The 20,940-nt window shown below is 66.1% G+C and carries 16 protein-coding genes; 10 read left to right on the top strand and 6 right to left on the bottom strand.

From position 1 onward, the window contains the following. Nucleotides 1–80 precede the first annotated feature (80 nt). The 5 genes from ACETPF_RS05310 to ptsP form a co-directional block, all read right to left on the bottom strand. Nucleotides 81–272 carry a hypothetical protein gene (locus ACETPF_RS05310; RefSeq protein ID WP_373933517.1) on the bottom strand — a complete coding sequence of 64 codons (192 nt, stop codon included), beginning with the start codon at nucleotides 270–272 and terminating at the stop codon, nucleotides 81–83. Between the two features lie 131 nt (nucleotides 273–403). Next, nucleotides 404–1,348 (bottom strand): tRNA lysidine(34) synthetase TilS, encoded by a 945-nt coding sequence (tilS, locus tag ACETPF_RS05305; RefSeq protein ID WP_373933272.1) that lies wholly within the window; start codon nucleotides 1,346–1,348, stop codon nucleotides 404–406. After that, nucleotides 1,339–2,274 carry a hypothetical protein gene (locus ACETPF_RS05300; protein WP_373933270.1) on the bottom strand — a complete coding sequence of 312 codons (936 nt, stop codon included), beginning with the start codon at nucleotides 2,272–2,274 and terminating at the stop codon, nucleotides 1,339–1,341. Before ACETPF_RS05300 ends, tilS begins: the two co-directional genes overlap by 10 nt. 84 nt (nucleotides 2,275–2,358) lie before the next feature. Then, the gene (locus ACETPF_RS05295; protein ID WP_373933269.1) at nucleotides 2,359–3,303 is read right to left on the bottom strand and encodes a helix-turn-helix domain-containing protein; all 945 of its coding nucleotides are present in this window, start codon (nucleotides 3,301–3,303) and stop codon (nucleotides 2,359–2,361) included. A gap of 74 nt (nucleotides 3,304–3,377) precedes the next feature. Next, nucleotides 3,378–5,651 carry a phosphoenolpyruvate--protein phosphotransferase gene (gene ptsP / locus ACETPF_RS05290; RefSeq protein ID WP_373933268.1) on the bottom strand — a complete coding sequence of 758 codons (2,274 nt, stop codon included), beginning with the start codon at nucleotides 5,649–5,651 and terminating at the stop codon, nucleotides 3,378–3,380. Between the two features lie 175 nt (nucleotides 5,652–5,826). On the opposite strand from ptsP, the gene ACETPF_RS05285 reads away from it, so the two are divergent. The 5 genes from ACETPF_RS05285 to ACETPF_RS05265 all read left to right on the top strand — a co-directional run bounded on the left by ACETPF_RS05285 (nucleotide 5,827) and on the right by ACETPF_RS05265 (nucleotide 12,815). Continuing rightward, on the top strand, nucleotides 5,827–6,984 hold the full coding sequence (locus tag ACETPF_RS05285; RefSeq protein WP_373933267.1) for a pyridoxal phosphate-dependent aminotransferase: 1,158 nt from the start codon (nucleotides 5,827–5,829) through the stop codon (nucleotides 6,982–6,984). A gap of 126 nt (nucleotides 6,985–7,110) precedes the next feature. Further along, a complete protein-coding gene (locus tag ACETPF_RS05280; RefSeq protein ID WP_373933266.1) occupies nucleotides 7,111–8,277 on the top strand; it encodes a pyridoxal phosphate-dependent aminotransferase in 1,167 nt (388 codons plus the stop codon). Between the two features lie 221 nt (nucleotides 8,278–8,498). Further along, entirely contained in the window at nucleotides 8,499–9,059 is a 561-nt protein-coding gene (locus ACETPF_RS05275; RefSeq protein WP_373933265.1) for a PAS domain-containing protein, read from the top strand. Then, nucleotides 9,056–12,463 (top strand): CheR family methyltransferase, encoded by a 3,408-nt coding sequence (locus ACETPF_RS05270; protein WP_373933264.1) that lies wholly within the window; start codon nucleotides 9,056–9,058, stop codon nucleotides 12,461–12,463. The genes ACETPF_RS05275 and ACETPF_RS05270 overlap by 4 nt, the downstream gene beginning before the upstream one ends. Then, nucleotides 12,456–12,815, top strand: coding sequence for a response regulator (locus tag ACETPF_RS05265; RefSeq protein WP_373933263.1), 360 nt, complete (start codon nucleotides 12,456–12,458; stop codon nucleotides 12,813–12,815). The genes ACETPF_RS05270 and ACETPF_RS05265 overlap by 8 nt, the downstream gene beginning before the upstream one ends. On the opposite strand, the gene ACETPF_RS05260 is transcribed toward ACETPF_RS05265, so the two are convergent. Continuing rightward, the gene (locus ACETPF_RS05260) at nucleotides 12,806–13,465 is read right to left on the bottom strand and encodes a GntR family transcriptional regulator (protein ID WP_373933262.1); all 660 of its coding nucleotides are present in this window, start codon (nucleotides 13,463–13,465) and stop codon (nucleotides 12,806–12,808) included. The genes ACETPF_RS05265 and ACETPF_RS05260 overlap by 10 nt on opposite strands. A gap of 112 nt (nucleotides 13,466–13,577) precedes the next feature. Between ACETPF_RS05260 and ACETPF_RS05255 the strand changes: the two genes are divergently transcribed. Genes ACETPF_RS05255 through ACETPF_RS05235 form a run of 5 tightly spaced genes read left to right on the top strand, consistent with a single transcriptional unit; the run spans nucleotide 13,578 to nucleotide 20,938 of the window. Next, nucleotides 13,578–15,323 carry a CocE/NonD family hydrolase gene (locus ACETPF_RS05255; protein ID WP_373933261.1) on the top strand — a complete coding sequence of 582 codons (1,746 nt, stop codon included), beginning with the start codon at nucleotides 13,578–13,580 and terminating at the stop codon, nucleotides 15,321–15,323. Between the two features lie 50 nt (nucleotides 15,324–15,373). After that, a complete protein-coding gene (locus tag ACETPF_RS05250; RefSeq protein WP_373933260.1) occupies nucleotides 15,374–18,055 on the top strand; it encodes a TonB-dependent receptor in 2,682 nt (893 codons plus the stop codon). 11 nt (nucleotides 18,056–18,066) lie between these two features. Continuing rightward, the gene (locus ACETPF_RS05245) at nucleotides 18,067–19,182 is read left to right on the top strand and encodes a CapA family protein (RefSeq protein ID WP_373933259.1); all 1,116 of its coding nucleotides are present in this window, start codon (nucleotides 18,067–18,069) and stop codon (nucleotides 19,180–19,182) included. Next, nucleotides 19,179–19,631, top strand: a complete 453-nt coding sequence (locus ACETPF_RS05240) for a TRAP transporter small permease subunit (RefSeq protein WP_373933258.1) — start codon at nucleotides 19,179–19,181, stop codon at nucleotides 19,629–19,631. The genes ACETPF_RS05245 and ACETPF_RS05240 overlap by 4 nt, the downstream gene beginning before the upstream one ends. Beyond that, nucleotides 19,628–20,938, top strand: coding sequence for a TRAP transporter large permease (locus ACETPF_RS05235; RefSeq protein WP_373933257.1), 1,311 nt, complete (start codon nucleotides 19,628–19,630; stop codon nucleotides 20,936–20,938). The genes ACETPF_RS05240 and ACETPF_RS05235 overlap by 4 nt, the downstream gene beginning before the upstream one ends. Nucleotides 20,939–20,940 lie beyond the last annotated feature (2 nt).

The following is a 20,940-nucleotide window of genomic DNA, read 5'->3' as shown; positions in this document are numbered from 1 at the left end:
GTCAAGATAGGGCGCGCCGGCAAAAGCGCAAGCAGCATGGGGCTATGCCGCCTGCCGGCTTTACCGATGCTGAAGACGGGTCAGAGAATGCCGGAGAGCGTGAGCGCCACATAGGCGAGCGCGAGCGCGAGGCCGGCGGAGAGGCCGCAGACGAGATAGCCGGCATAGAGCAGAAGCGGCGGGTGCGGCTGCGCCAGTTTGCGGTTACGTTGCGCCGCCGAAAGGATGACGCTGGCCAACAGGCCGTAGGTAAGTGCTGCAAATTCCATCATAGACGCTTTATCCCCGCTCGATGCGCGCAGGATAGCCATGAGGCGCCTTAAGGAAAGGCTACTGCACTGCAACCAAGCGGCAAGCCGTTGAACTTATGCGATGGGCCGTGGAACCATCCCAAGGATGCTCATCAACGGCGGGGTGGCGCGGGGGTGAGGGTCCAGACAGGGCCGCCTTTCAGCAGCCAGTCGCCCAGACTCGATTGCCCGCCGTCGAGCGCTTGGGCAATGGCGCGGTCGAGCGTTTCGCCGCGCGGGGCAGGCGCGTCGGCGCGGGCCAGCATGGCGAGCAGCAAGCGGCGGAGATATTCGCGCGGCAGGTCGGTGCGATCAAGCCGCCATCCCGCTCCATGTTTCTGGACGTGGGTCCGTACGAGCGCCGCAACGCTCCAGTCTAGCGCGGCATCGGCCTCCGCCAGCGCCGCCGCACTGCGGGCCGCGGCACGTGCGTCAAGCCAGGGCGCGTCAGCCAGGGCAGCACGCAAGGCGGCGCGGTCGAACCGAGGATCGGCATTGCTGGGATCATGGACGAAAGGGAGGTTTTCCGCCTCCGCCAGCGCGAGAAGCGTGGCCTTGCTGACGTCGAGCAGCGGGCGGAGGATATGGTCGGATCGCGCACGCACCCCCGCCAATCCCCCGACGCCCGATCCTCGGTTGAGCCGCATCAGCAGCGTTTCGAGCTGGTCGTCGGCATGGTGAGCGGTCATGACCCAGTCGATGCCCGCTGCCACGCGCCAATGTTCGATCAGCCGGTATCGGGTCGTGCGCGCCCATGCCTGGACATTGCCCTCCACCGGGCGATCGGGTGTGAGGATGCTGTGGGCGATGCCCCGATCCGCGCACCAGCGCGCGACCATCGCGGCTTCGTTGGCGGAAGCTGCGCGCAGGCCGTGATCGACGGTGACGGCGGCGACCCGGCCAGAAAAGCCCTCAATCGCGAGGAACAGCAAGGCCATCGAGTCCGGCCCGCCCGACACGGCGACGCCCAACCGCGCAGTGGGATCGTCGCCGATCAGGGACGAGATGGCGGCGCGCAGCCGCGCCGTGAGCGCCGCCCGGTCGATCGTCAGCTGCACTTCGCCTTCGCACGGCCGGCGGTCATCATGCCGCGCAGCGTACCCGACAGGCTTTGCCCATAGACCTGCTCCAGCTCCTCATAGACCTTGCAGGCGTCAGCGGGCTTCTTGAGCTGGATCAGCGCTTCGCCAAGATAGGCGAGGCTGTCGGGCGCGCGCTCGCCGCGCGGGCGCTTCTGGTAATTTTCGTAGAACGCGACCGAGGCGAGCGCCGGCTTGCCGTCGTCCAGATAGGCGCGGCCGAGCAGGTTCTGCGCCTTGCTGGCCACCGGGCTGGTGCCGAACTTGTCGACCGTGGCCTTGAGCTGGGCCTGCGCCTCGGGGAAGAATTTGGCGTCCCACAGGCGGAAGCCGTAGGTGTAGGCATCGTTCGCCGCGTCGCCGGTGCTGGGCCGCTCGATCGCGGCAACGGCGGTCTTGCGCTCCTCGCTGGCCGGGGCCGGCGCGGGGGCGCTGGGGGGCTTGGCGACGACCGGAGATGGCTTAGCCCGTGCGGGTTTTGTGGCGACGGGGGCGGGTTCCACCGCGACCGGCGCGGCGACGCTCGGTTCGGCCGCCGGCGGCGGGGGCGGGAGCTTAGCGTCGGTTTCAGCCTTATATTTGGCAAAGGCGGCTTCGAGCTGGCGCAGCTTGTAGCTATTCTCCTCGACCTGGCCGGTGATCGAAGCAAGCTGGGTTTCGAGCGCACCGACCCGCGCGGTCAGGTCCGCGATCGGGGTGCTGGCGGGGGTGCCGGGTGTCGGCGCGGGGGTGGCGGGACGGGTGATCTCCGCCTCCAGCGGGGTGCCGGCGGGAAAGACCTTCCGCTGGACCGCACGCATTTCCTTCTCCAGGCGATCGACCCGCCCTTCGACCGTGGTCTGCGCCGACGCGGGCGCTGAGACGGCCAGCACGAGGGCCGTGGTGGCGAAAAGGGCGTTACGCATGATGATCCCCGACTGACGTTCTGCGCTTAACCATAAGGCGTTATTCCGCGCGGTAAAGCACGACGTTGCGCCTTCAGGCGTCCGTCAGGTCTGGGGTTCGGCGGCGGCCGGCGCGGCGGGGGCGGGTTCCAGAGCAGGCGATGCCGGCGCGGCGGTTTCGGTCGGGACGGCCGAAGGAGCGGCGCGGCGCGGCGTTGCGCGCCGGGTGGGCGCCGGGACAGGGGGCGGCGCGGCGTTCACGGGGGGCGCAGCCCCCCGCGCCAGTAGCGCTTCGGCGCTTACCGGCACGTCGGCGATGGTACGGTCCGCCTCGCCAAGCGGCGGGATCGGCTTGCCGCCGACGGTCACCGACAAGGCTTGAGGCCGGCCGGTCAGGATCATCGGGTTCTTGGCGCCAGGGGGAAGGGTGAACTGCTCGCTTTTCTTCAGCAGGCCGTCCTTCAACCGCTCGCCCGCTTCGTCATAGATGCGAAGCCAAACGTCGTCGACCGCAGTGAAAACCACCGGCTGCGCGGCGGGCGGGACCGGGCGGGGGCCGGCGGCGGGTGAAGGCGCCGCACGGGTTTCGCCCTGCGCGATTTCCTCGCCAGTGGGGGGCGTGAGCAACTGGGTCCGCCAGATGGTGTAACCGGCGACCAGCGCCACGACCACGATCGCGACCACCCAGGCAAGCTTGCGCGGCGGCACGCGGGCGGGATCGACCGGCTCGAAGGCCTCGTAGCGGGTCGTGCCCAGATCGCTGTCATTGACCGCCCGGCGCACGTCGGCGGCGATCGCGACTTCGTCCATGCCGATGGTGCGGGCATAGGCGCGTGCGAAGCCGACGGCATAGGGGATGCCCGGCAAGGCGGCATAATCGTCGCGCTCTATGGCTTCGAGCTGGCGCTGCGCGATGCGGGTGCGGGTGGCGACGTCGGAAAGCGAAAGGCCCTGTGCTTCCCGCGCAGCGCGTAGCGTCGCGCCGGGGGTAGTGGGCTGCGCCGCCGATGCGCCGATCGCACCGGATTCCGGGTGAACGTCTTCTGTCATGCTGCTCCGCGACCGTTTAGGCCCGGCCTTGTCTCACCGCAGTACGGCGCTTGTCAACGCCATCGCTGTGCAATTCAGCCCGGTTCGATGCCCCGTTCGACCGCCCAGCCGGTCAGCCGCGCGCGGATGTCGGTCGCGCCGCTATCCAGCCAGCCGCGCATCGCTTCTTGCAATTGCGCCGCGTCGATCGCGCGGATCATCGCCTTAACCGGGCCGACCGACGCAGGCGTGATCGACAGGCGGCGGATGCCGAGCGCGATCAGCGCCATCGCCTCCAGTGTCCGTCCGCCCATTTCGCCGCAGACGCCCACCGGCACCTGATGGGCGATGCAGGCGCGCACGACCCGGTCGAGGAAGCGCAATATGGCGATGCTGAGCCAGTCGTAGCGCTCTGCGAGCCGCGGATGGGCGCGGTCGGCGGCGAACAGGAACTGGGTAAGGTCATTGGTGCCGATCGACAGAAAATCGAGACGGGGAAGCAATATGTCGAGCACCTCGGCGAGCGCCGGCACCTCCAGCATCGCGCCGTAGCGCACCGCGATGGGCAGCTTCTTCTTGTGTGATTGCAGCCAGTCGCGCTGATGTTCCACCAGCGCGCGGGCTTCCTCATATTCCCAGGGCTCCGACACCATCGGGAACATGATGTGCAGTATCTTGCCCGCGCTGGCTTCCAGCAGGGCTCGCGCCTGCGCCTTCATCAGGCCGTCGCGGTCGAGCGCCAGCCGCAGCGCGCGCCAGCCCATCGCCGGATTGTCTTCATGTTCCTCATCGTCCCGCTGCATGTAGGGCAGCGCCTTGTCGCCGCCGATGTCGACGGTACGGAAGATGACGGGCCGGTCGCCGGCGGCGTCGAGCACATCCTTGTAGAGCCGCTGCTGCTTTTCGCGCTGGGGCAGGGTGGCGGACACGAGGAACTGGAACTCGGTGCGGAAGAGGCCGATGCCGTCCGCCCCAACCAGATCGAGCGCCTGCGCGTCTTCGCGCAGGCCGGCATTGACCATCAGCTCCACCCGTTGCCCGTCGGCGGTCACGGACGGCAGGTCGCGCATCGCGGCGAATTCGGCGCGGCGTTTCTGCGTTACATGCAGCTTGTTCTCGAACGCCTCCTCCATATCGGCGCTCGGGCGCAGGAGCAGGGCATTTTCGTTGACGTCCATCAGGATGAGGTCGCCCTCGCTCACCTGATGGCGCACGTCGCGCACCCGGCCCAGCACCGGCACGCCCATGGCGCGCGCGACGATGGTGACATGGGCGGTCAGCGATCCTTCTTCCAGAATAACGCCCTTCAGGCGCCGGCGGTCATATTCGAGCAATTCGGCCGGACCCAGATTGCGCGCGATCAGGATCGCGTCTTGCCGCAGGCCCATCTGCGCCGCCGTGCCCAACTGCCCCGACACGATCCGCAGCAGGCGATTCGCCATATCCTCCAGATCGTGCATCCGGTCCGACAGCAGCGGATCGTCGATCTGGCGCATCCGCATCCGGGTGCGTTGCTGCACCCGCTCGATCGCGGCCTCGGCAGTGAGGCCGCTGTCGATCGCCTCGTTGATGCGGCGGATCCAGCCTTCGTCATAGGCGAACATCTTGTAGGTTTCGAGCACCTCCTGATGCTCGCCTTCGGTGCCGAATTCGGCCGCGCCAGTCATGCGATCGATCTGCTCGCGCATCTTGGCGAAGGCCGAAATGACGCGGGCGCGCTCGGCCTCGGTATCCTCCGCAACCGTATGTTCGATATGAACGCGCGGCTGGTGGAACACGGCATGGCCGCGCGCCATGCCCATGACGAGTTGAAGCCCGTGCAGCATCGTCGTGCCGGTATCGGCCGGGCGCAGGTCCATGGGGCCGTCATCGGCAAGTTCGGCGTTCGCGATCAGCTCGGCGAGCACCATGGCGACCGTCTGCAACGCCTCGATTTCGACTTCCTCGTAACGGCGCGGCTCGACATGCTGAACGCACAGGACGCCGATGGCGCGTTCGCGGCGCACGATCGGGACGCCCGCAAAGCTGTGGAAACGATCCTCGCCGGTTTCCGGGCGGTAGGAGAAGTCGGGGTGGGCGGCCGCCTCGTCCAGGTTGAGCGTCTCGACATTGGTTGCGATGAGGCCGACCAGACCTTCGCCCATCGCCATCCGGGTCACATGGACCGCCTCCTGCTTGAGGCCGCGGGTAGCGAACAGTTCCAGCACGCCTTCGCGGACCAGATAGATGGAACAGACCTCGCTCGACAGCGACTCGCCGATGATCTCGACCACCTTGTTGAGCTTCGCCTGGGCGCTGGTGCGCGCGGCCATGACCTCCTGAAGCCGGGTGAGAATCTGGCGGGCGGCGGCGGCGGGCGTGCTGGGCATGTTGTTGCGCTATCAGATAGATGCCGCGCTTACCAAGGCGATTCCGCTGAACGCTACGGTAAGAGGCCGATCGCACCTCTTTCGCCGTTTGCATGGCGGAAACATTCTGTACAATCGTCAAGCAGATCGACGGGGCCGGCTGCCTCGCACGGACTTTTTGAGAGGGACAGGGACCATGGCGACGCAACTCGAACCCCAAATGGAACAGGATCTTTTGGATCGCGGCTATTCGCGCCGACAAATGGCGAAGGTCGCCGCGCTTTTGGGCGCGGCCGCCGCCACCGTGCGCGTCGGCAGCGTGGAGGCGCAGCAGGCGGCGAAGGCGGTCGCAGGCGCGGTGCGGATCGGCGCGAATGAATGCTGGACCGGCCCTTTTCCGGTCGCGGCGGAGGCGGCCTACAAGCTGGTCAACGAAGGCAATCGCTACGAGCCCGACAATGAGCATGAAAAGCTATTCCGCGCGGTCGCTTCGGTCGAAGGCATTCCCGCCGATCGGATCGTCGCCTGGCCCGGATCGTCCGATCCGCTGAGCCGCGTCGCGGTGGCCTATGCCTCGCCAAGCCGGGGGATCGTGACGGCGAATCCCACCTATGAAGCGATCTGGCGCACCGGCGACTGGCTCGGCGCAAAGGTGACGAAGGTGCCGCTGACCAAGGATTACGCCCATGACGTGAAGGCGATGCTGGCGGCCGATCCCAATGCCGGCGTCTATTACATCTGTTCGCCCAACAACCCGACCGGCACGGTGACGCCGATCGCCGACATCGAATGGCTGGCGAACAACAAGCCCAAGGACGCTATCCTGGTGGTGGACGAAGCCTATATCCACTGGGTCGACGGCCCCAATGCCGCGAAGCTGGCCGCGACGCGCGACGATGTGCTGATCCTGCGGACCTTCTCCAAGCTGTTCGGGATGGCGGGAATGCGCCTGGGCCTCACCTTTGCCAGTCCCACGCTCATGGAGAAGATGATGCGCTATGACGGTGGGCAGGTGAGCGCGATGCTGCCCATGACCGCCGTCGCCTGCGGCACGGCGTCGGTCACCGAAGCCGAGCTGATCAAGCAGCGCCGCGCCGAAATGGTTGCGGCGCGCGACAAAGCGGTGCGCCACCTCCAGAGCAAGGGGATCAAGGTCATCCCTGGCAGCCAGGCCAACATGTTCATGGTCGACTGGGGCAAGCCCGCCAAGCCGATGATGGACGCGCTGATGGCGCAGAATGTGCAGATTGGCCGCAGCTGGCCGATCTGGCCCAATGTCTCGCGCATCTCGGTGGGATCGATGAGCGAAATGGAGGCGTTTAACGCCGCCATCGACAAGGTGTGGAAAGCATAGGCCGAATAACGGCTTCGTAACGAAGATTCTTTTCTCGATCAGGCGGCGGCGCATGGCGGACATGCGCCGCCGCTTCGTTTTCCGTTGCGACACCAGATGATGATCGCAGACAGGGAAATGAGCGCCATGACACTGATGCTGAACAAGGATGCCCGCGATGACTTGATGGACCGGGGCTATTCGCGCCGCCAGCTGGCGGAGATCACGGCGCTGGTGGGTGCGGGCGTTGCGGCGAGTTCGTTGCTCCCCGCCGTCGCGCTGGCGCAGCAGCAGGCCGGGCGCGGCATCAAGGGCGCAGTGCGGATCGGCGCGAACGAATGCTGGACCGGCCCGTTTCCCTCAGGCGTTCAGGCGGCGGCCGAGGCTGCCTCGTTCGGCAACTGGTATGATCCCGACAATTATCGCGACAGCCTGATCAAGACGGTGGCATCGGTCGAGGGACTGCCCGAAGCCAGCATCATGCCCTGGCCCGGTTCCGGCGGCCCCCTGGTCAGCATCGTCGCGGCCTATTGCTCGCCGACCAAAGGGCTGGTGACCGCCGACCCGACGTTCGAGTCTGCCTGGCGCACAGCCGATTACATGAAGGCGCCGATCGCCAAGGCTCCCCAGGCGATCGGCAAGGGCCATGACGTGAAGGCGATGCTGGCCGCCAATCCGAACGCCGGCCTCTATTATATCTGCACCCCCAACAATCCGACCGGCACCGTCACGCCGCTCGCCGACATCCAATGGCTGCTGGACAACAAGCCGGCCGATGCGATGCTGCTGGTGGACGAAGCCTATATCCACTTTTCCGAAGCGCCGAGCGCCGCCAGCCTGATCGGCAACCGCAAGGACATCATCGTCATGCGGACCTTCTCCAAGCTGTTCGGCATGGCGGGCGTGCGCCTGGGCCTCACCTTCGCCGACCCAGAAGTGCAGAAGCGGATCATGCTGTTCGGCCCGTCGGCAGGCGGGCTTGCCATCACCGCCATGCATTGCGGCAACGCCGTCTATACCGAAGCCGCGCTGATCAAGGCGCGCCGCGCCGAGATGATCGGCAACCGGGAGGAAACGATCGCCTATCTGGCCAAGAAGGGGATCGAAGTACAGTCCGGCAGCCAGGCCAACATGTTCATGGTCAATTGGAAAAAGCCGGCCAAGGATGTGCAGGCTGCGCTGCTGGCCGCGCCGGAAAAGGTGCAGATCGGTCGCAGCTGGGCGATCTGGCCCACGGTTTCGCGCGTCACCGTCGGCTCGTCGGACGACATGGCGAAATTCCGCGCGGCAGTGGACAAGGTGTACAAGGCGTAAGCTTATCCGCGCTTTACGAAGGGGCGGGGGCGTCCGGGCGACCGGGCGCCCTTCGTCGTTGCGCGGCGGCCCAGGCGCAGGGATCGAATCGCCGCCGCAACAGTTTAATGCTCCGCAATCCAGATCAATTCGGGCTGGCTTGTCTCTTTGGGCGGTCGTCGGTATCGGTCGATGCGGGTGGCTTTGCCGAGTGCTGACATCCGGGAGTCACTGGAGCATCAATGCCTGATGTTGAATTGCCGACGGAGCTTCGGGACTATTTCGATGCTTCGCCGATCGCCCTCTCGCTGGGTGCCGCCGATGGCGACAATCCCTTGCTGCTGACCAACCGGCGCTTTCGCGATCTGACCGGCTATGCCACCGGCGAAATCGTCGGCCAGAATTGCCGCTTCCTTCAGGGGAACAGCCGCAACGACGAGGCGCGCGAGGCCATCCACGCATTCCTGCGCCATGACCGGCATGCCAATGTCCGCACGCCGATCGTCAACTTCCGCAAGGATGGCCAGCCTTTCGTCAACCTGCTCTATATGTCAAAGCTGCGCGCGCAATCGGGTGAGGTGCGATACATTTTTGCCTCCCAGTTCGACGTTAGCCGGTCCCAGCCCGAGCGGCTCAGCGACTATGACGACAAATTGTCGGGGACGCTGGCGCGGCTGAGCCCGGTGCTGGCCGAAAGCGGGATCGTGGTCGAAGGGTCGCTGATGACCATAGCCAATGCGGCGGCCACCATCGCCCAGGCGAAACTGACCCTGGCCGATCTCGATAGCGGCAGCCTATTGTGAGCGAAGCGCGGCTTCCCGTGGTCGGCATCGGTGCGTCCGCCGGTGGGCTGGAGGCGCTGCGCGAGATGCTCGCACCCGCGCGCGCGCCCACGGGCATGGCCTTCGTCATCGTTCAGCATCTCGACCCTAATCATGAAAGCATGATGGCGCAGCTGCTCGATCGGCACACGGTGCTGGACGTGCTGCAATGCGAGGGTGGGGAAAAGATTGCGGCGGACAAGGTCTATATCATTCCGCCCGGCCATGGCCTCGCGATCCGCAACGGTGTGCTGGAACTGACCGAGTTCGCGCAGCCGCGCGGGCTGCGCCGCCCGATCGACGACTTCTTCGTCTCGCTCGCCATCGACCAGCAGGCCGACGCTGCCTGCGTCATCCTGTCGGGCACCGGGGCGGACGGGACGACGGGCCTGCGCGCGGTGAAGGAGCATGGCGGCGTCTGCCTGGTGCAGCAGCCCGAAAGCGCGCGCTATGACGGCATGCCGCTGTCAGCGGTGGGCACCGGGCTTGTCGACTATGTCAGACAACCAGGCGAGATGCTCGATTGCCTGTTCGGCTTCTTCAATCACCGCGCCTCGGCCGAAGCGCCCGAGCAGGAAGCGGCGCTGGTCGCAGACCATGTCGATGACCTTTGCAGGGTGCTGCGGGCTGCGGTGGGCCATGATTTTGCGGGCTACAAGCGCACCACCCTGATCCGCCGGGTCGAGCGGCGGATGCATGTTCTGGGGATCGGAACGGGGCGCAGCTATCTGGCACGCATAAAGTCCGATTCCGACGAATGCGAGGCGCTGTTTCGCGACCTTCTCATCAACGTCACCCGCTTCTTTCGCGACGCCGAACTGTTCGATCGGTTGCGCGACAAGGTGATCGAGCCGCTGGTGCGGCAGGCGGAGGGGGAGGATATCCGCGTCTGGGTGCCCGGATGCTCCTCGGGCGAGGAAGCCTACAGTATTGCAATGCTCTTTGCGGAGGCGGCGCGGGCGCGCGGTGTTTCGCCCGCCACGGTGCAGATATTCGCGACCGACATCGACGAGCAGATGCTGCAGATTGCGCGGGAGGGCACCTATCCGGCATCGGCGCTGGCGGATATGCCGCCGGCTCTGCGCGAACTGTTCGCCATCCCCCACGCCGAACGGTTCACCATTGCGCCGCAGATCCGCGACATGATCCGTTTTTCCAACCACAGCATCGTCAAGGATCCGCCCTTTTCGCGCATCGACCTGGTGTCGTGCCGCAACCTGCTGATCTATTTCGACGACCGATTGCAGCAATCGGTCATGCCGCTGCTCCATTATGCGATCCGGCCCGATGGCTATCTGTTCTTGGGTCCGTCCGAGAGCGTAGGACGGTTCGAGCATCTGTTCCCCACCATCGACCAGCAGGCCCGACTGTTCCAGCGCGCGCCAGGGCAACCCAATTATCCGATCGACCTGCCCGGCCAGACCCGCCAGCGCGATGCACGGGGCGATGGGCGCAGCGACCGCGGTGGCGGACGGACGGCGAGTGACGAGACAGCGGCGGTCCGTCGCATGGTCGATCGCTACGCGCCGCCCGCCCTGGTGCTGGACCAGGATGGGGGCATCATAGCCGCCTATGGCCGGCTCGGTCGCTATTTCGACTTTCCCGTTAGTCGCACCGGCGGATCGAGCGCGATCAGCCTGGCGCGCGGCGGCCTTCGCAACGTGATGGGTCCGCTGCTGCGTGAGGGGCGCGACGGCCGCAAGCGGGTGGTGGCGCGCGACGTGCTGGTCGCGTCGGAATATGGGCAGCAGCAGATCGATGTCGTGTGCGATCCGTTGCCCGACGGCACCCTGCTCTTCGTGTTCCGCGAGACCGCGCCGTTCCGCCCCGCGCTCGACGAGGATATCGTCGAACTGGACGCGAGCGACGATCATCTCGACGCGCTGGAGGACGAACTGCGGGTGACGCGGCACCGGCTGCGTTCGACCGTCGAGGAACTGGAGACGGCGAACGAGGAGCTGAAAAGCTCCAACGAAGAAATGATGTCGATGAACGAGGAGCTTCAGTCGACTAACGAAGAGCTTTCGACGGTCAATGACGAGTTGAAATCGAAGGTTGATCAGCTGACTGTCGCCAATTCGGACTTGAGGAATTTCTTCGAATCGACCGAGCTGGCGGTGATCGTGCTCGACGCCGAACTGCGCGTGCGGAGCTTTACCGAAGCGGCGACTGCGCTCTTCCCGCTGCAGCCGAGCGATCGGGGACGGCCGCTGGAGGATGTGTCCACGCGCCTTGCGGGGAGCGAATATCTGGACGATGCCCGCGCGGTCGCAGGCGGGCAGGCGGCGATGCAGCGGCGGGTGACGACCCGCGACGGCGGGCGGACGTTGTCGCTCCGCACTCTGCCCTATCGCACGCAGAACGGGTTGGTTGACGGCGCGACATTGGTGCTGACCGACATTACCGAGGCGCTGTCGATGGAGCGCGATCTCGCCGCCGAGCGCGAGCGGCTGGACATGGCGATCCGCGCGGGCGGCGTCGCCGTGTGGGAGTATCGCGTCGATACGCGCGAGGCGGTGATCGACGATCATGCGCGCGCGATATTGGGCATCGATCCCGCCGTGTCTGCGGATGACCCAGCCGGTCGGCTGTCGCGGCTCCACCCCGACGACCGATCGGTCTTCGACGCGGCGCTGGCTCAGGTGACCGCCGAGGGCGGCGATTTCGAGTGCAGCTATCGCGTGGTCCAGAATGACGAAACGCGCCGGATCAAGAGCTTTGGCCGGATGATCGTGGACGATGGCCCGCGCCGGCTGGTCGGCGTATCGATCGACATCACGCCCGAATATCGGCTGGCTGAAACCCGCGAGCTGATGCTGCGCGAGATGAATCATCGCGTGAAGAATCTGTTCGCGATCGTCGGCGGCATGATTTCGGCGGGCGCGCGCTCGCATGAGGATGTGCGTGGCTTTGCCGCCGATCTTCGCGAACGCATCGCGGCGCTGGGTCGCGCTCATTCGCTGGCGTCCCCCACCGGGGAGATGCAGGCGATCGACTTAGGCGAGCTGGTCGATGCGACCATCGCCCCTTATCGCGATCATGCCGCGATTTCCATCGACGGGCCAAAGGCGCGGATCGAGCGCGCCTGTCTGTCGCCGCTGGCGCTGATGCTGCATGAATGGGCGACCAATTCGGTCAAATATGGCGCTCTGGGCGCTCCGGGCGGCATGTTGGCGGTCAGCTGGGCGCGGGATGGGGATGGGCTGGATCTGGTCTGGCGCGAAGAAAGCGGGCGTGAGGTGAGAATCGCGCAGGGAACGGGCTTTGGCACCATCCTGGTCGACACCTCCTCGCGCCAATTGGGCGCGCAGGTGACGCGGGTGGTCGAAGGCGACACCTTCCTCATCCGCATCCATTTGCCATCGAAGGTATTGGCCGATGACTAAGACGGTGATGCTGGTGGAGGATGAACTGCTCGTCGCGTTCGACGTGCAGGACATCATCGAGGCGGCTGGGTTCGCGGTGGACGGCCCCTATGTGTCGGTGGCCGAGGCGGTGGCGGCGGTCGGCAAGCACTTGCCGGCATGCGCGATCCTGGATGTGCAATTGTCGGACGGGGAGGTGTTTCCCGCCGCCGACCTGCTGCATGAGGCTGGGGTGCCGATTATCTTTCATTCGGGCCACGCCGACGCGATCTCGCTGCGCGATCGCTATCCACGGGCCATGGTGTGTGGTAAACCCTGCTCGCCCTCCAAGCTGCAGGCAACGATCGCCGACCTGATGAACGATCAGCGGTAAAATTCGCTCTCGATCTTCGAAAGGGTTTCAAAGCCGTCGCCGATATGGTCGCGCATCGCGGCCTCGGCGCCATCGGCATCGCCGGCCAGGAACAGCGCGACCATCCGCTGGTGGTCGGCATTGGCGCGGCGCAGGCGGGCTTCGTCGTAAAAACTCTCGAACAGCAGCCGGTGGATCGGCACGTTGAGGCGCTTGAGCAACTCCGCGATGGTCCGGTTGCCTGATCCTTCCACCACCAGGCGATGCCATTCCAGATTGAGCCGGCCGAAGCGTTCGGGCGAGCGTTCGTCCACGCACTGGTCGAGTTGTGACTGAAGATCGCGCAGCGACGCCTTGTGCTCGGCTGATCCGTGCCGGGCGAAATCGGCGGCGCATATCCCCTCCAGCGCGACACGCGCGCGGTAGATCTGGCGCACCTCGTCCAGGCTGGTGCTTTTCACCGATGCGCCGCGAAATTCCTCGATCTGGACGAGCCCCTCGCCTTCCAGCCGCTGAAGCGCCTCGCGCACCTTGGAGCGGCTGGTGCCAGTCTGGCGGATGATGTCGACCTCGACCAGCCGCTGACCCGGCACGAACCGGCCGACGCGGATGCGTTCGCGGATCCAATCGGCGACTTCACTGCCGGTGAGGAGGGGTAGGGTTTCAGCCATGCGCCTAACCTTCTACAGTCCAAACAATATTGTCAACAATATCGTCAGCCACTTTTCGATTGCGCCGTTGCTGCCTATCGCCGATGAAATCGTCGACAAAATGGAGGGGGCGATGCGAGCCAGATGGGCCATCGTCGCGGCGGCGTTGATTGCATTGTCGGCGAGCGTGGCAGCCGAGAGCGCGTCGGGAAGCTACCCCGATGTGCAACGCCAGTCGCTCTATGTTTCGGTGCGGGATGGCACGCGGCTGGCGGTCAACATTTACCGCCCCGCGACCGGCGAGCAGGTCGAGGCCAAGCCGCTGCCGGTAATCTTCGTCTTTACCCCCTATCGCGCGCGATTCCGGGCCGAGGACGGCACGATAAATGAGGTGGCGCTAAGGGACGACATGGCGCTGCGGTCGCTGATCGCTGCCGGCTATATCGTGGCGGTGGCCGATATTCGCGGCAAGGGCGCGTCCTATGGCACGCGGCGCGGCTTTCAGGATCGGACCGAGGCGCTGGATGGGTATGATCTGGTCGAATGGCTGGCGCGCCAGCCCTTCGCCAGCGGCAAGGTCGGGATGATCGGCTGCTCCTATCTCGGCGGCACGACGTTCCACACCGCGACGACCGCGCCGCCGTCGCTCAAGGCCGTGTTCATCGGCGCGTCGGACCTCGACAAATATGCGTTCGTGCGGCGCGGCGGCATCACGGCCCAGTTCAACACCCGGCCCGACGAGCCGGCCAGCGTCGACCTTGCCAGCCTGCCGGTGGATGCCGACAAGGACGGGGCCGAACTGAAAGCTGCCGTCGAGGCGCATGCCCGCAACACGCCGATGGCGGCGCTCTGGTATGGGATGCCCTATCGCGACAGCGTGTCGCCGCTGACCGGCAACGCCTTCTGGCAGGAGGTCGGCGTCTATAACTATCTCGACGCGATCCGGAAGGCGGGCATCGCCACCTATTTCTGGGGCAACTGGCAGGACGAGCCCACCGCCCAGTCGATCCTGAGCGCGGCCAACCTGCCGGGCTCCAAATTCCTGGCGGGGCCGGGCAGCCATTGCCTGCCGCCGCCGGGCTTCGACTTCACCGGCGAGGTACAGCGCTATTTCGATCATCATCTGAAGGGCGCCGACAATGGCGTCGATACAGCGCCGCGCGCCACCTACTGGGTCGAGGGGCTGGACGGAAAAGGCGGCTATGTCCGCTCCGCCGATCTGCCGGGCGAGAAGGCAAGGCCGGCGCGGTGGCATCTGAACGGCGGCCGGAGCGGCACGGCGCGGTCGGTCAATGACGGGCTGCTGGCGATGCAGTCACAAGGCAAGGGCGTCGATCGCTTCACCGTTCGCTATGACCTTCCGCCTGCCGACTATTTCGCCTTCTGGGCAAAGCCGATGGACGACAAGGGGCTGAGCTATACCAGCGCGCCGCTCGCCCGGCCGATGACCCTGATCGGCTATCCGGTGGTGCATCTGCGCCTGTCCGCCGACAAGCCCGACACCATCTTCGCCTATCTGGATCAGGTCGGCGCGGACGGGAAGGCGGAGGTCGTGGCCTTCGGCCGCCTCGCTCTGTCGCATCGCAAGGAGGGCCAGGCGCCCTACGCAACCTGGGGCCTGCCCTATCATTCCGGGTTGCAAGTCGACGTCGCGCCGCTGCCGCCGGGGACTGAAGCGGATCTCGCGATCGACCTGACGCCGGTGTCGCGGGTCGTGCCCGCCGGCGCGCGGCTGCGCGTGACGATCGCTGGCGCCGATCCGCGCCAGCGCAACCTGAAGGACATTCAGCAGACGCCCCCGCCGACCATCAGCGTCCGGCACGGGGCGGGCGGCGGGTCGTGGATCGACCTGCCGATGGCGCAACCGACGACCAAGTAAGCGGCCAGAACAAAGGACGCCGCGCTAACTCCAGGGGAAGGATGAACAGCATGAGTAAGAGCGAAGGAGGCCGGGCGCTGAGCGTGCTGGCGATGGGGACGAGCCTGATGGCGCTGGCCTGGCCGGCGATGGCGCAGGACGTGCCCCAGGAAGCGACGAGCGCCGCCGACATCGTGGTGACCGGCAGCCGGGTGCGCGGTGCGACCCCGGTCGGCTCCACCGTCACGACGCTAGGCCGGGCCGAGATGGAGGCGTCGAGTGCCGTCACGGTCGATCGCATGATCAAGGAAATTCCGCAGGTCTTCGACCTTGGCGTGTCCGAAAATTCGCGCGGCCAGTCGGGCGGCAGCGGCAACATCACCTATGGCAACTCGGTCAATCTGCGCGGCATCGGCCCTTATGCGACGCTGGTGATGATCGATGGGCACCGCGTCACCAACAACAGCCGATCGATCGACCCGTCCGTGCTGCCTTCGCTGGGCGTCGAGCGGGTCGAGGTGGTGGCGGACGGCGCATCGGCCATTTACGGGTCGGACGCGGTCGCGGGCGTCGTCAACCTGATACCGCGCCGGTCGCTGGACGGCGGCGAGGTCTTCGCGCGGTCGGGCATTTCCGATCGGGGCGATTTCAACGAGAAGACACTCGGCGCGGCGATCGGCAAGGTGTTCGACCGCGGCCAGATCATGGTCGCCTATGAACATGTCGAGCGATCGAACCTGAGCGGCGACGACCGCGACTTCTTCACCAGCGACCAGAGGCGGTTCGGCGGCGGCGATTATCGCATCGCCCGTTGCGCGCCGGGCAATATCAACGCAAACGGTACCACCTATGCGATCCCGCCGGGGGGCGTGACGCAGGCGACGGCGGGCTCGCTGACGGCGGGGACGATCAACCGCTGCGACGAACTGACCAACCAGGATCTGATGCCGGAGCAAAATTATGACTCGGTCAACAGCACCGGGCGGTTCGATGTCACCGACTGGCTGAGCGTCTTTTACGACGGCTTTTATTCCAAGCGCGAATTCTACCGCAATTCGGCCTTTTCCAATGCGCGCCTGACGGTGCCGCAGACCAATGCCTTCTTCGTGCGCCCGGCGGGTTTTGCGGGCACGAGCTATACGCTCGACTATAATTTCCGCGACGATGTGCCGGTGAACGACAGTTTCGGCTATGCCAAGAGCTGGCAGATCACGCCGGGCGTGCGGGCCAAGCTGCCCTATGGATGGGAAGCCGAGGCGTTGTTCGGCTATGGCAAGACCAATGATTTTTCGGGTTCCTATTTCGGCATCAACAATGCCGCGCTGAACGCCGCGCTGGCGAGCAGCAATCCGGCGACGGCGTTCGATCCCTATGGCCTGGGCCGCACCAGCGACGCGGTGCTTTCGACGCTGGCGAACCAGATTTTCCTTGCCCCCACCAACGGCCGACTGAAAACCTATGAGGCGCGGCTCAACGGGCCGTTGTTCCGTCTGCCGGGCGGCGAGGTGAAGCTGGCGGCGGGCTATGAGCGGCAGGATTTTACCGTTGCGCTGGGATCGGCGCGCGGCAATCCGACCGTGCCGATCACGTTCCGCCACTTCGGTCGCAAGGTGGATTCGCTCTATGCCGAACTTTACGTGCCGATCTTCGGGGCGGACAATGCGACGGGCGGGTTCCAGCGGCTGGAGCTGAACGCGGCGGTGCGGCACGACAAATATAGCGATGTCGGCACCACCACCAATCCCAAGTTCGGCATCAACTGGCAGCCCTTCCGGGCGCTGAAGCTGCGGGCGAGCTATGGCACGTCCTTCCGGGCGCCGACGATCCCGGAGATTTACGGCAACTCGAACAACCTCTTCGGCCAGAGTTATCAAAACCCGGCGGGCGGCGCGCCGCTTCAGAGCTATGCGCTGTCGGGGCCGAACCTTGATCTCCAGCCGGAAACGGCGACGACCTGGTCGGTCGGCGCGGATTTCGAGCCGCTGCCGAACCTGCGCTTTGGCGTCACCTACTGGGACGTCAAATATGAGAATCAGGTGCTCGCCAACCTCTCCAACCTCGCGATCCTGGGCAATGAGGCGCAATATGCCGGCACCGGCATCATCCTGCGCGGCGCGGAGGCGGCGGCGCGGGTGCGCGAACTGGTGGCGCAGGGGGTGACGCTGGCGGGCGGCTCATTCCCCGGCGGCGATCCGAACAATGTCACCCTCTTCGTCGACGGGCGGTCGCAGAATCTGGGCGTGTCGGTGACGCGCGGCATCGACTTCACCGGCACCTGGAACGCCGACCTGGGCGCATCCGACAAGCTGACCGTCAATGTGTCGGGCACCTACCTCACCAAATATGTGGTGGCCGTGACCCCGGTCGCGCCGCTGATCGACCGCAAGAACTACATCTTCAATCCGCTGAAGTTCAAGGCGCGCGCCAGCGTGACCTGGGACCATGGCCCGCTGAGCGCGCGGGTGCTGGCGACGCATGTCGGCGGCTATTACAACAACCTGTCCAACCCGGGGCAGAAAGTGGATAGCTATACCCCGATAGACCTGTCGCTGACGTGGCGGATCGGCGATCCAGGCGCGGACGGCTTCTTAGCGAAGGGCATGACCTTGGGCTTCGAGGTGCGAAACCTGTTCGATACCGATCCGCCCTACGTCAATCTGGCGCCAAGCGGCAATGGCAGCGGCGGCTATGACGCGACGGCGAGCGACCCCATCGGCCGCCTGTTCGCGGTCAGCGTCCGCAAGTCCTTCTGAGCGAACGGAGCGTGGCACGACAAGCGATCTCGATCCTGCTGACGGGCGATCTGGTTCTGGACGAGCCGGATGGCGCCTGGTGGCTGGAGGGTATCGCGCCCGCGCTCCGGTCCGCCGATGTGGCGGTCGGGCATCTGGAGGTGCCGCATACCGACAGGGGCGCGGAACTGAAGGGCGACGTGCCCGCGCCCGGCGCACCGCCCGAAAATCTGGCGGCAATCGCCCAGGCGGGGTTCGCGATGCTGAGCTTGGCCGGCAACCATATCGCCGATTGCGGGGCGGAGGGGATCGCCGACACGATCGCTGGTCTGGAAGCGCACGGGGTGGCGCATACGGGCGCGGGACCGACGCTGGCGGCGGCGCGTCGACCGGCGGTGACGGTGGTCGGCGGGATGGCGGTCGCGCTGCTCAGCTATAACTGCGTCGGGCCGAAGATAAGCTGGGCCGGCGAAGACCGGGCGGGATGCGCGTATCTGAGGATCGAGACGGCCGATGGCGCGCCGATCGCGCCGGCGGCGGACCTTGCCATCCTGACTGACGAGGCGGTCGAGACATTGCGCGCCGACATAGCGGCGGTGCGGGAAATGGCCGATCTGGTGCTGGTCGCGCTGCACAAGGGCATCGTCCATACGCCCGCGCGGCTTGCCCCCTATGAACGGGCCTTGTCCCATGCGGCGATCGAGGCGGGGGCGGATGCGGTGATCGGGCATCACGCGCATATCGTGCGGGGGATCGAATTTCATCGCGGCAAGCCGATCTTCCATGGCCTCGGCAATGGCTGCGTCGTAACGCGGGCCTTGAGCCCGGCGCAGGACCATCCGGCGCGCGCCGCCTGGGCGCAGCGGCGCAAGGCGATGTTCGGGTTCGAGCCGGACCCCGCCTATGTGCTGGCGCCCTTCCATCCGGATGCGATCAATGCCTTTATCGGCCGCCTTTTGGTGGAGCCTGACGGATCAACCCGGGCGGGCATCCTGCCCGTCCATGTCGAGCCGCCCGGACGCCCGGTGCTGGCGTCGCCCGAACGGGCCGAGGAGATCAGGGCCTATGTTGAGGGCATCACGCGCGATGCCGGATTGCCGGCGATCCGGATCGGAGCGGATGGTTGGGTGAGCGAGGAAGCGGCATGAACGCCGCGCGGCAGGCGATGACATGGGCGGCGGGCGCGGCGTTGATAGCCGCGGCCTTGCTCAATGTGCTGGCGGTCGTGGGGCGACATACCGGGTTGCCGTTGAAGGGCGCGATCGAGGTCATCCAGCTTGCCGTGCTGGTGGCGGGATCGCTGGCGCTGATCGCCGCGACGCTGGCGCACAGCCATGCGCGGGTTCACCTGCTGCTCGACAGGTTGAGCGGCGCGCCGCGCGATTGGGCCGAGCGCATCTGCACCGCCTTGACGATGCTTCTCTACCTGCTGCTGCTGACCGGATCGGTCTGGCTGGCGGTCGACCTGTGGGACGCGCAGGAGGTGAGCGAACTGGTGGGGGTGCCGTGGCGGTTCATGCGGCTGTTCCTCAACGTCTCGCTGGTGATGATCCTGATCCTGTTGGCGCGGCAGCTTGTGGAGCGCCGGGAGCCATGACGCTGGCGACGCCGGGAACCGGCCTTATCGGCCTTGTCATTCTTTTCGCGCTGCTGCTGGGCGGGGTGCCCATCGGCGTGTCGCTCGGGCTCGTCGGGATCGGCGGGCTTGTCGTCGCGCTGGGGTTCGAGGCGGCGATCATCAAGGGCGGAGTCGTCATCGTCGAGACGCTGACCCGCTATGAACTCGGCACCTTGCCGCTGTTCATGCTGATGGCGCATCTCTTCTTTTCCGCCAATGCGAGCCGCGACCTGTTCGATGCGGCGGCCAAGCTGATGGGCCATCGGCGTGGTGGCCTCGCTTATGCTTCCGTCGCGGGCTGCGCCGGCTTCGGGTCGATCAATGGGTCGAGCCTGGCGACGGCGGCGACGATCGGCCTCGTTGCGCTGCCGGAGATGCGCAAGCGCGGCTATTCCGATGCGCTGGCGACCGGCACTGTGGCGGCGGGCGGCACGCTGGGGCAGATGCTGCCGCCGTCGGGCGCGCTGATCGTGTATGGCATCATCGCGGAGCAGTCGATCGGCAAGCTCTTCACCGCGACGCTGATTCCCGGCATCTCGCAGATGTTGTTCTACTGCCTCGTCGTCTGGCTGCTGGTCCGCTGGAAGCCGTCGATCGCGCCGGTGGGCGAGCGGGCGAGCTGGGGCGAGCGGGGGCGGGCGCTGATGCGGATCGCCGACATGCTGCTGTTGCTGGGCATCGTACTCGGCGGGATCGTGCTCGGCTGGTTCAGCCCGTCCGAAGCTTCGTCCATCGGCACGGCGGGGGCTTTGCTCATCACCGCATGGCGGCGACGGTTGACGAAGGAGGTGCTATTCCGCGCTTTTTCCGAGACGCTGCGGACGAGTGGCCTCATCTTCCTGGTCATCATCGGGGCATTGAGCTTTTCGATCTTCATCAGCGTGACGGGCATCACCGAAGCGGTCGGCAGCGGCGTCACCGAACTGGGGATGGGCACAATCCCGACCTTGCTGGTGGTTGCGGCGATCCTGCTGCTGCTGGGGTCGGTGCTCGATGGCCTGGCGCTGATGCTGCTGACGACGCCGATCCTGCTGCCGGTGGTCGAGGGGGTGGGGATGTCGCCGATCTGGTTCGGCATCTTCATCACCCGCGCGATGGAGATCGGCTTTGTCCATCCGCCGCTCGGCATGAACCTCTATGTCATCCAGGGCGTGGCGAAGGACGTGCCGCTGGGTCGCATCTTCCGGGGCGTGCTGCCGTTTCTGGCGAGCGACCTTATTCACCTGCTGCTGCTGATCCTCTTCCCCGCGATGGCGCTGTGGCTGCCATCGATGTTCGGACAATGACC

The organism is Sphingobium agrisoli (genome assembly GCF_041877245.1).
Classification (GTDB): domain Bacteria; phylum Pseudomonadota; class Alphaproteobacteria; order Sphingomonadales; family Sphingomonadaceae; genus Sphingobium.
The sequence above is the reverse complement of the archived record's forward strand: the minus strand, read 5'-3'. Positions and strand labels throughout refer to the sequence as shown.

What these genes read in the sequence shown, in the direction of transcription:
- ACETPF_RS05310 (WP_373933517.1), bottom strand. Translation starts at nt 272, where the DNA reads ATGATGGAATTTGCAGCACTTACCTACGGCCTGTTGGCCAGCGTCATC.
- ACETPF_RS05240 (WP_373933258.1), top strand. Translation starts at nt 19,179, where the DNA reads ATGAACGCCGCGCGGCAGGCGATGACATGGGCGGCGGGCGCGGCGTTG.
- ACETPF_RS05260 (WP_373933262.1), bottom strand. Translation starts at nt 13,465, where the DNA reads ATGGCTGAAACCCTACCCCTCCTCACCGGCAGTGAAGTCGCCGATTGG.
- ptsP (WP_373933268.1), bottom strand. Translation starts at nt 5,651, where the DNA reads ATGCCCAGCACGCCCGCCGCCGCCGCCCGCCAGATTCTCACCCGGCTT.
- ACETPF_RS05235 (WP_373933257.1), top strand. Translation starts at nt 19,628, where the DNA reads ATGACGCTGGCGACGCCGGGAACCGGCCTTATCGGCCTTGTCATTCTT.
- ACETPF_RS05255 (WP_373933261.1), top strand. Translation starts at nt 13,578, where the DNA reads ATGCGAGCCAGATGGGCCATCGTCGCGGCGGCGTTGATTGCATTGTCG.
- ACETPF_RS05280 (WP_373933266.1), top strand. Translation starts at nt 7,111, where the DNA reads ATGACACTGATGCTGAACAAGGATGCCCGCGATGACTTGATGGACCGG.
- ACETPF_RS05275 (WP_373933265.1), top strand. Translation starts at nt 8,499, where the DNA reads ATGCCTGATGTTGAATTGCCGACGGAGCTTCGGGACTATTTCGATGCT.
- ACETPF_RS05300 (WP_373933270.1), bottom strand. Translation starts at nt 2,274, where the DNA reads ATGCGTAACGCCCTTTTCGCCACCACGGCCCTCGTGCTGGCCGTCTCA.
- ACETPF_RS05285 (WP_373933267.1), top strand. Translation starts at nt 5,827, where the DNA reads ATGGCGACGCAACTCGAACCCCAAATGGAACAGGATCTTTTGGATCGC.
- ACETPF_RS05250 (WP_373933260.1), top strand. Translation starts at nt 15,374, where the DNA reads ATGAGTAAGAGCGAAGGAGGCCGGGCGCTGAGCGTGCTGGCGATGGGG.
- ACETPF_RS05265 (WP_373933263.1), top strand. Translation starts at nt 12,456, where the DNA reads ATGACTAAGACGGTGATGCTGGTGGAGGATGAACTGCTCGTCGCGTTC.
- ACETPF_RS05295 (WP_373933269.1), bottom strand. Translation starts at nt 3,303, where the DNA reads ATGACAGAAGACGTTCACCCGGAATCCGGTGCGATCGGCGCATCGGCG.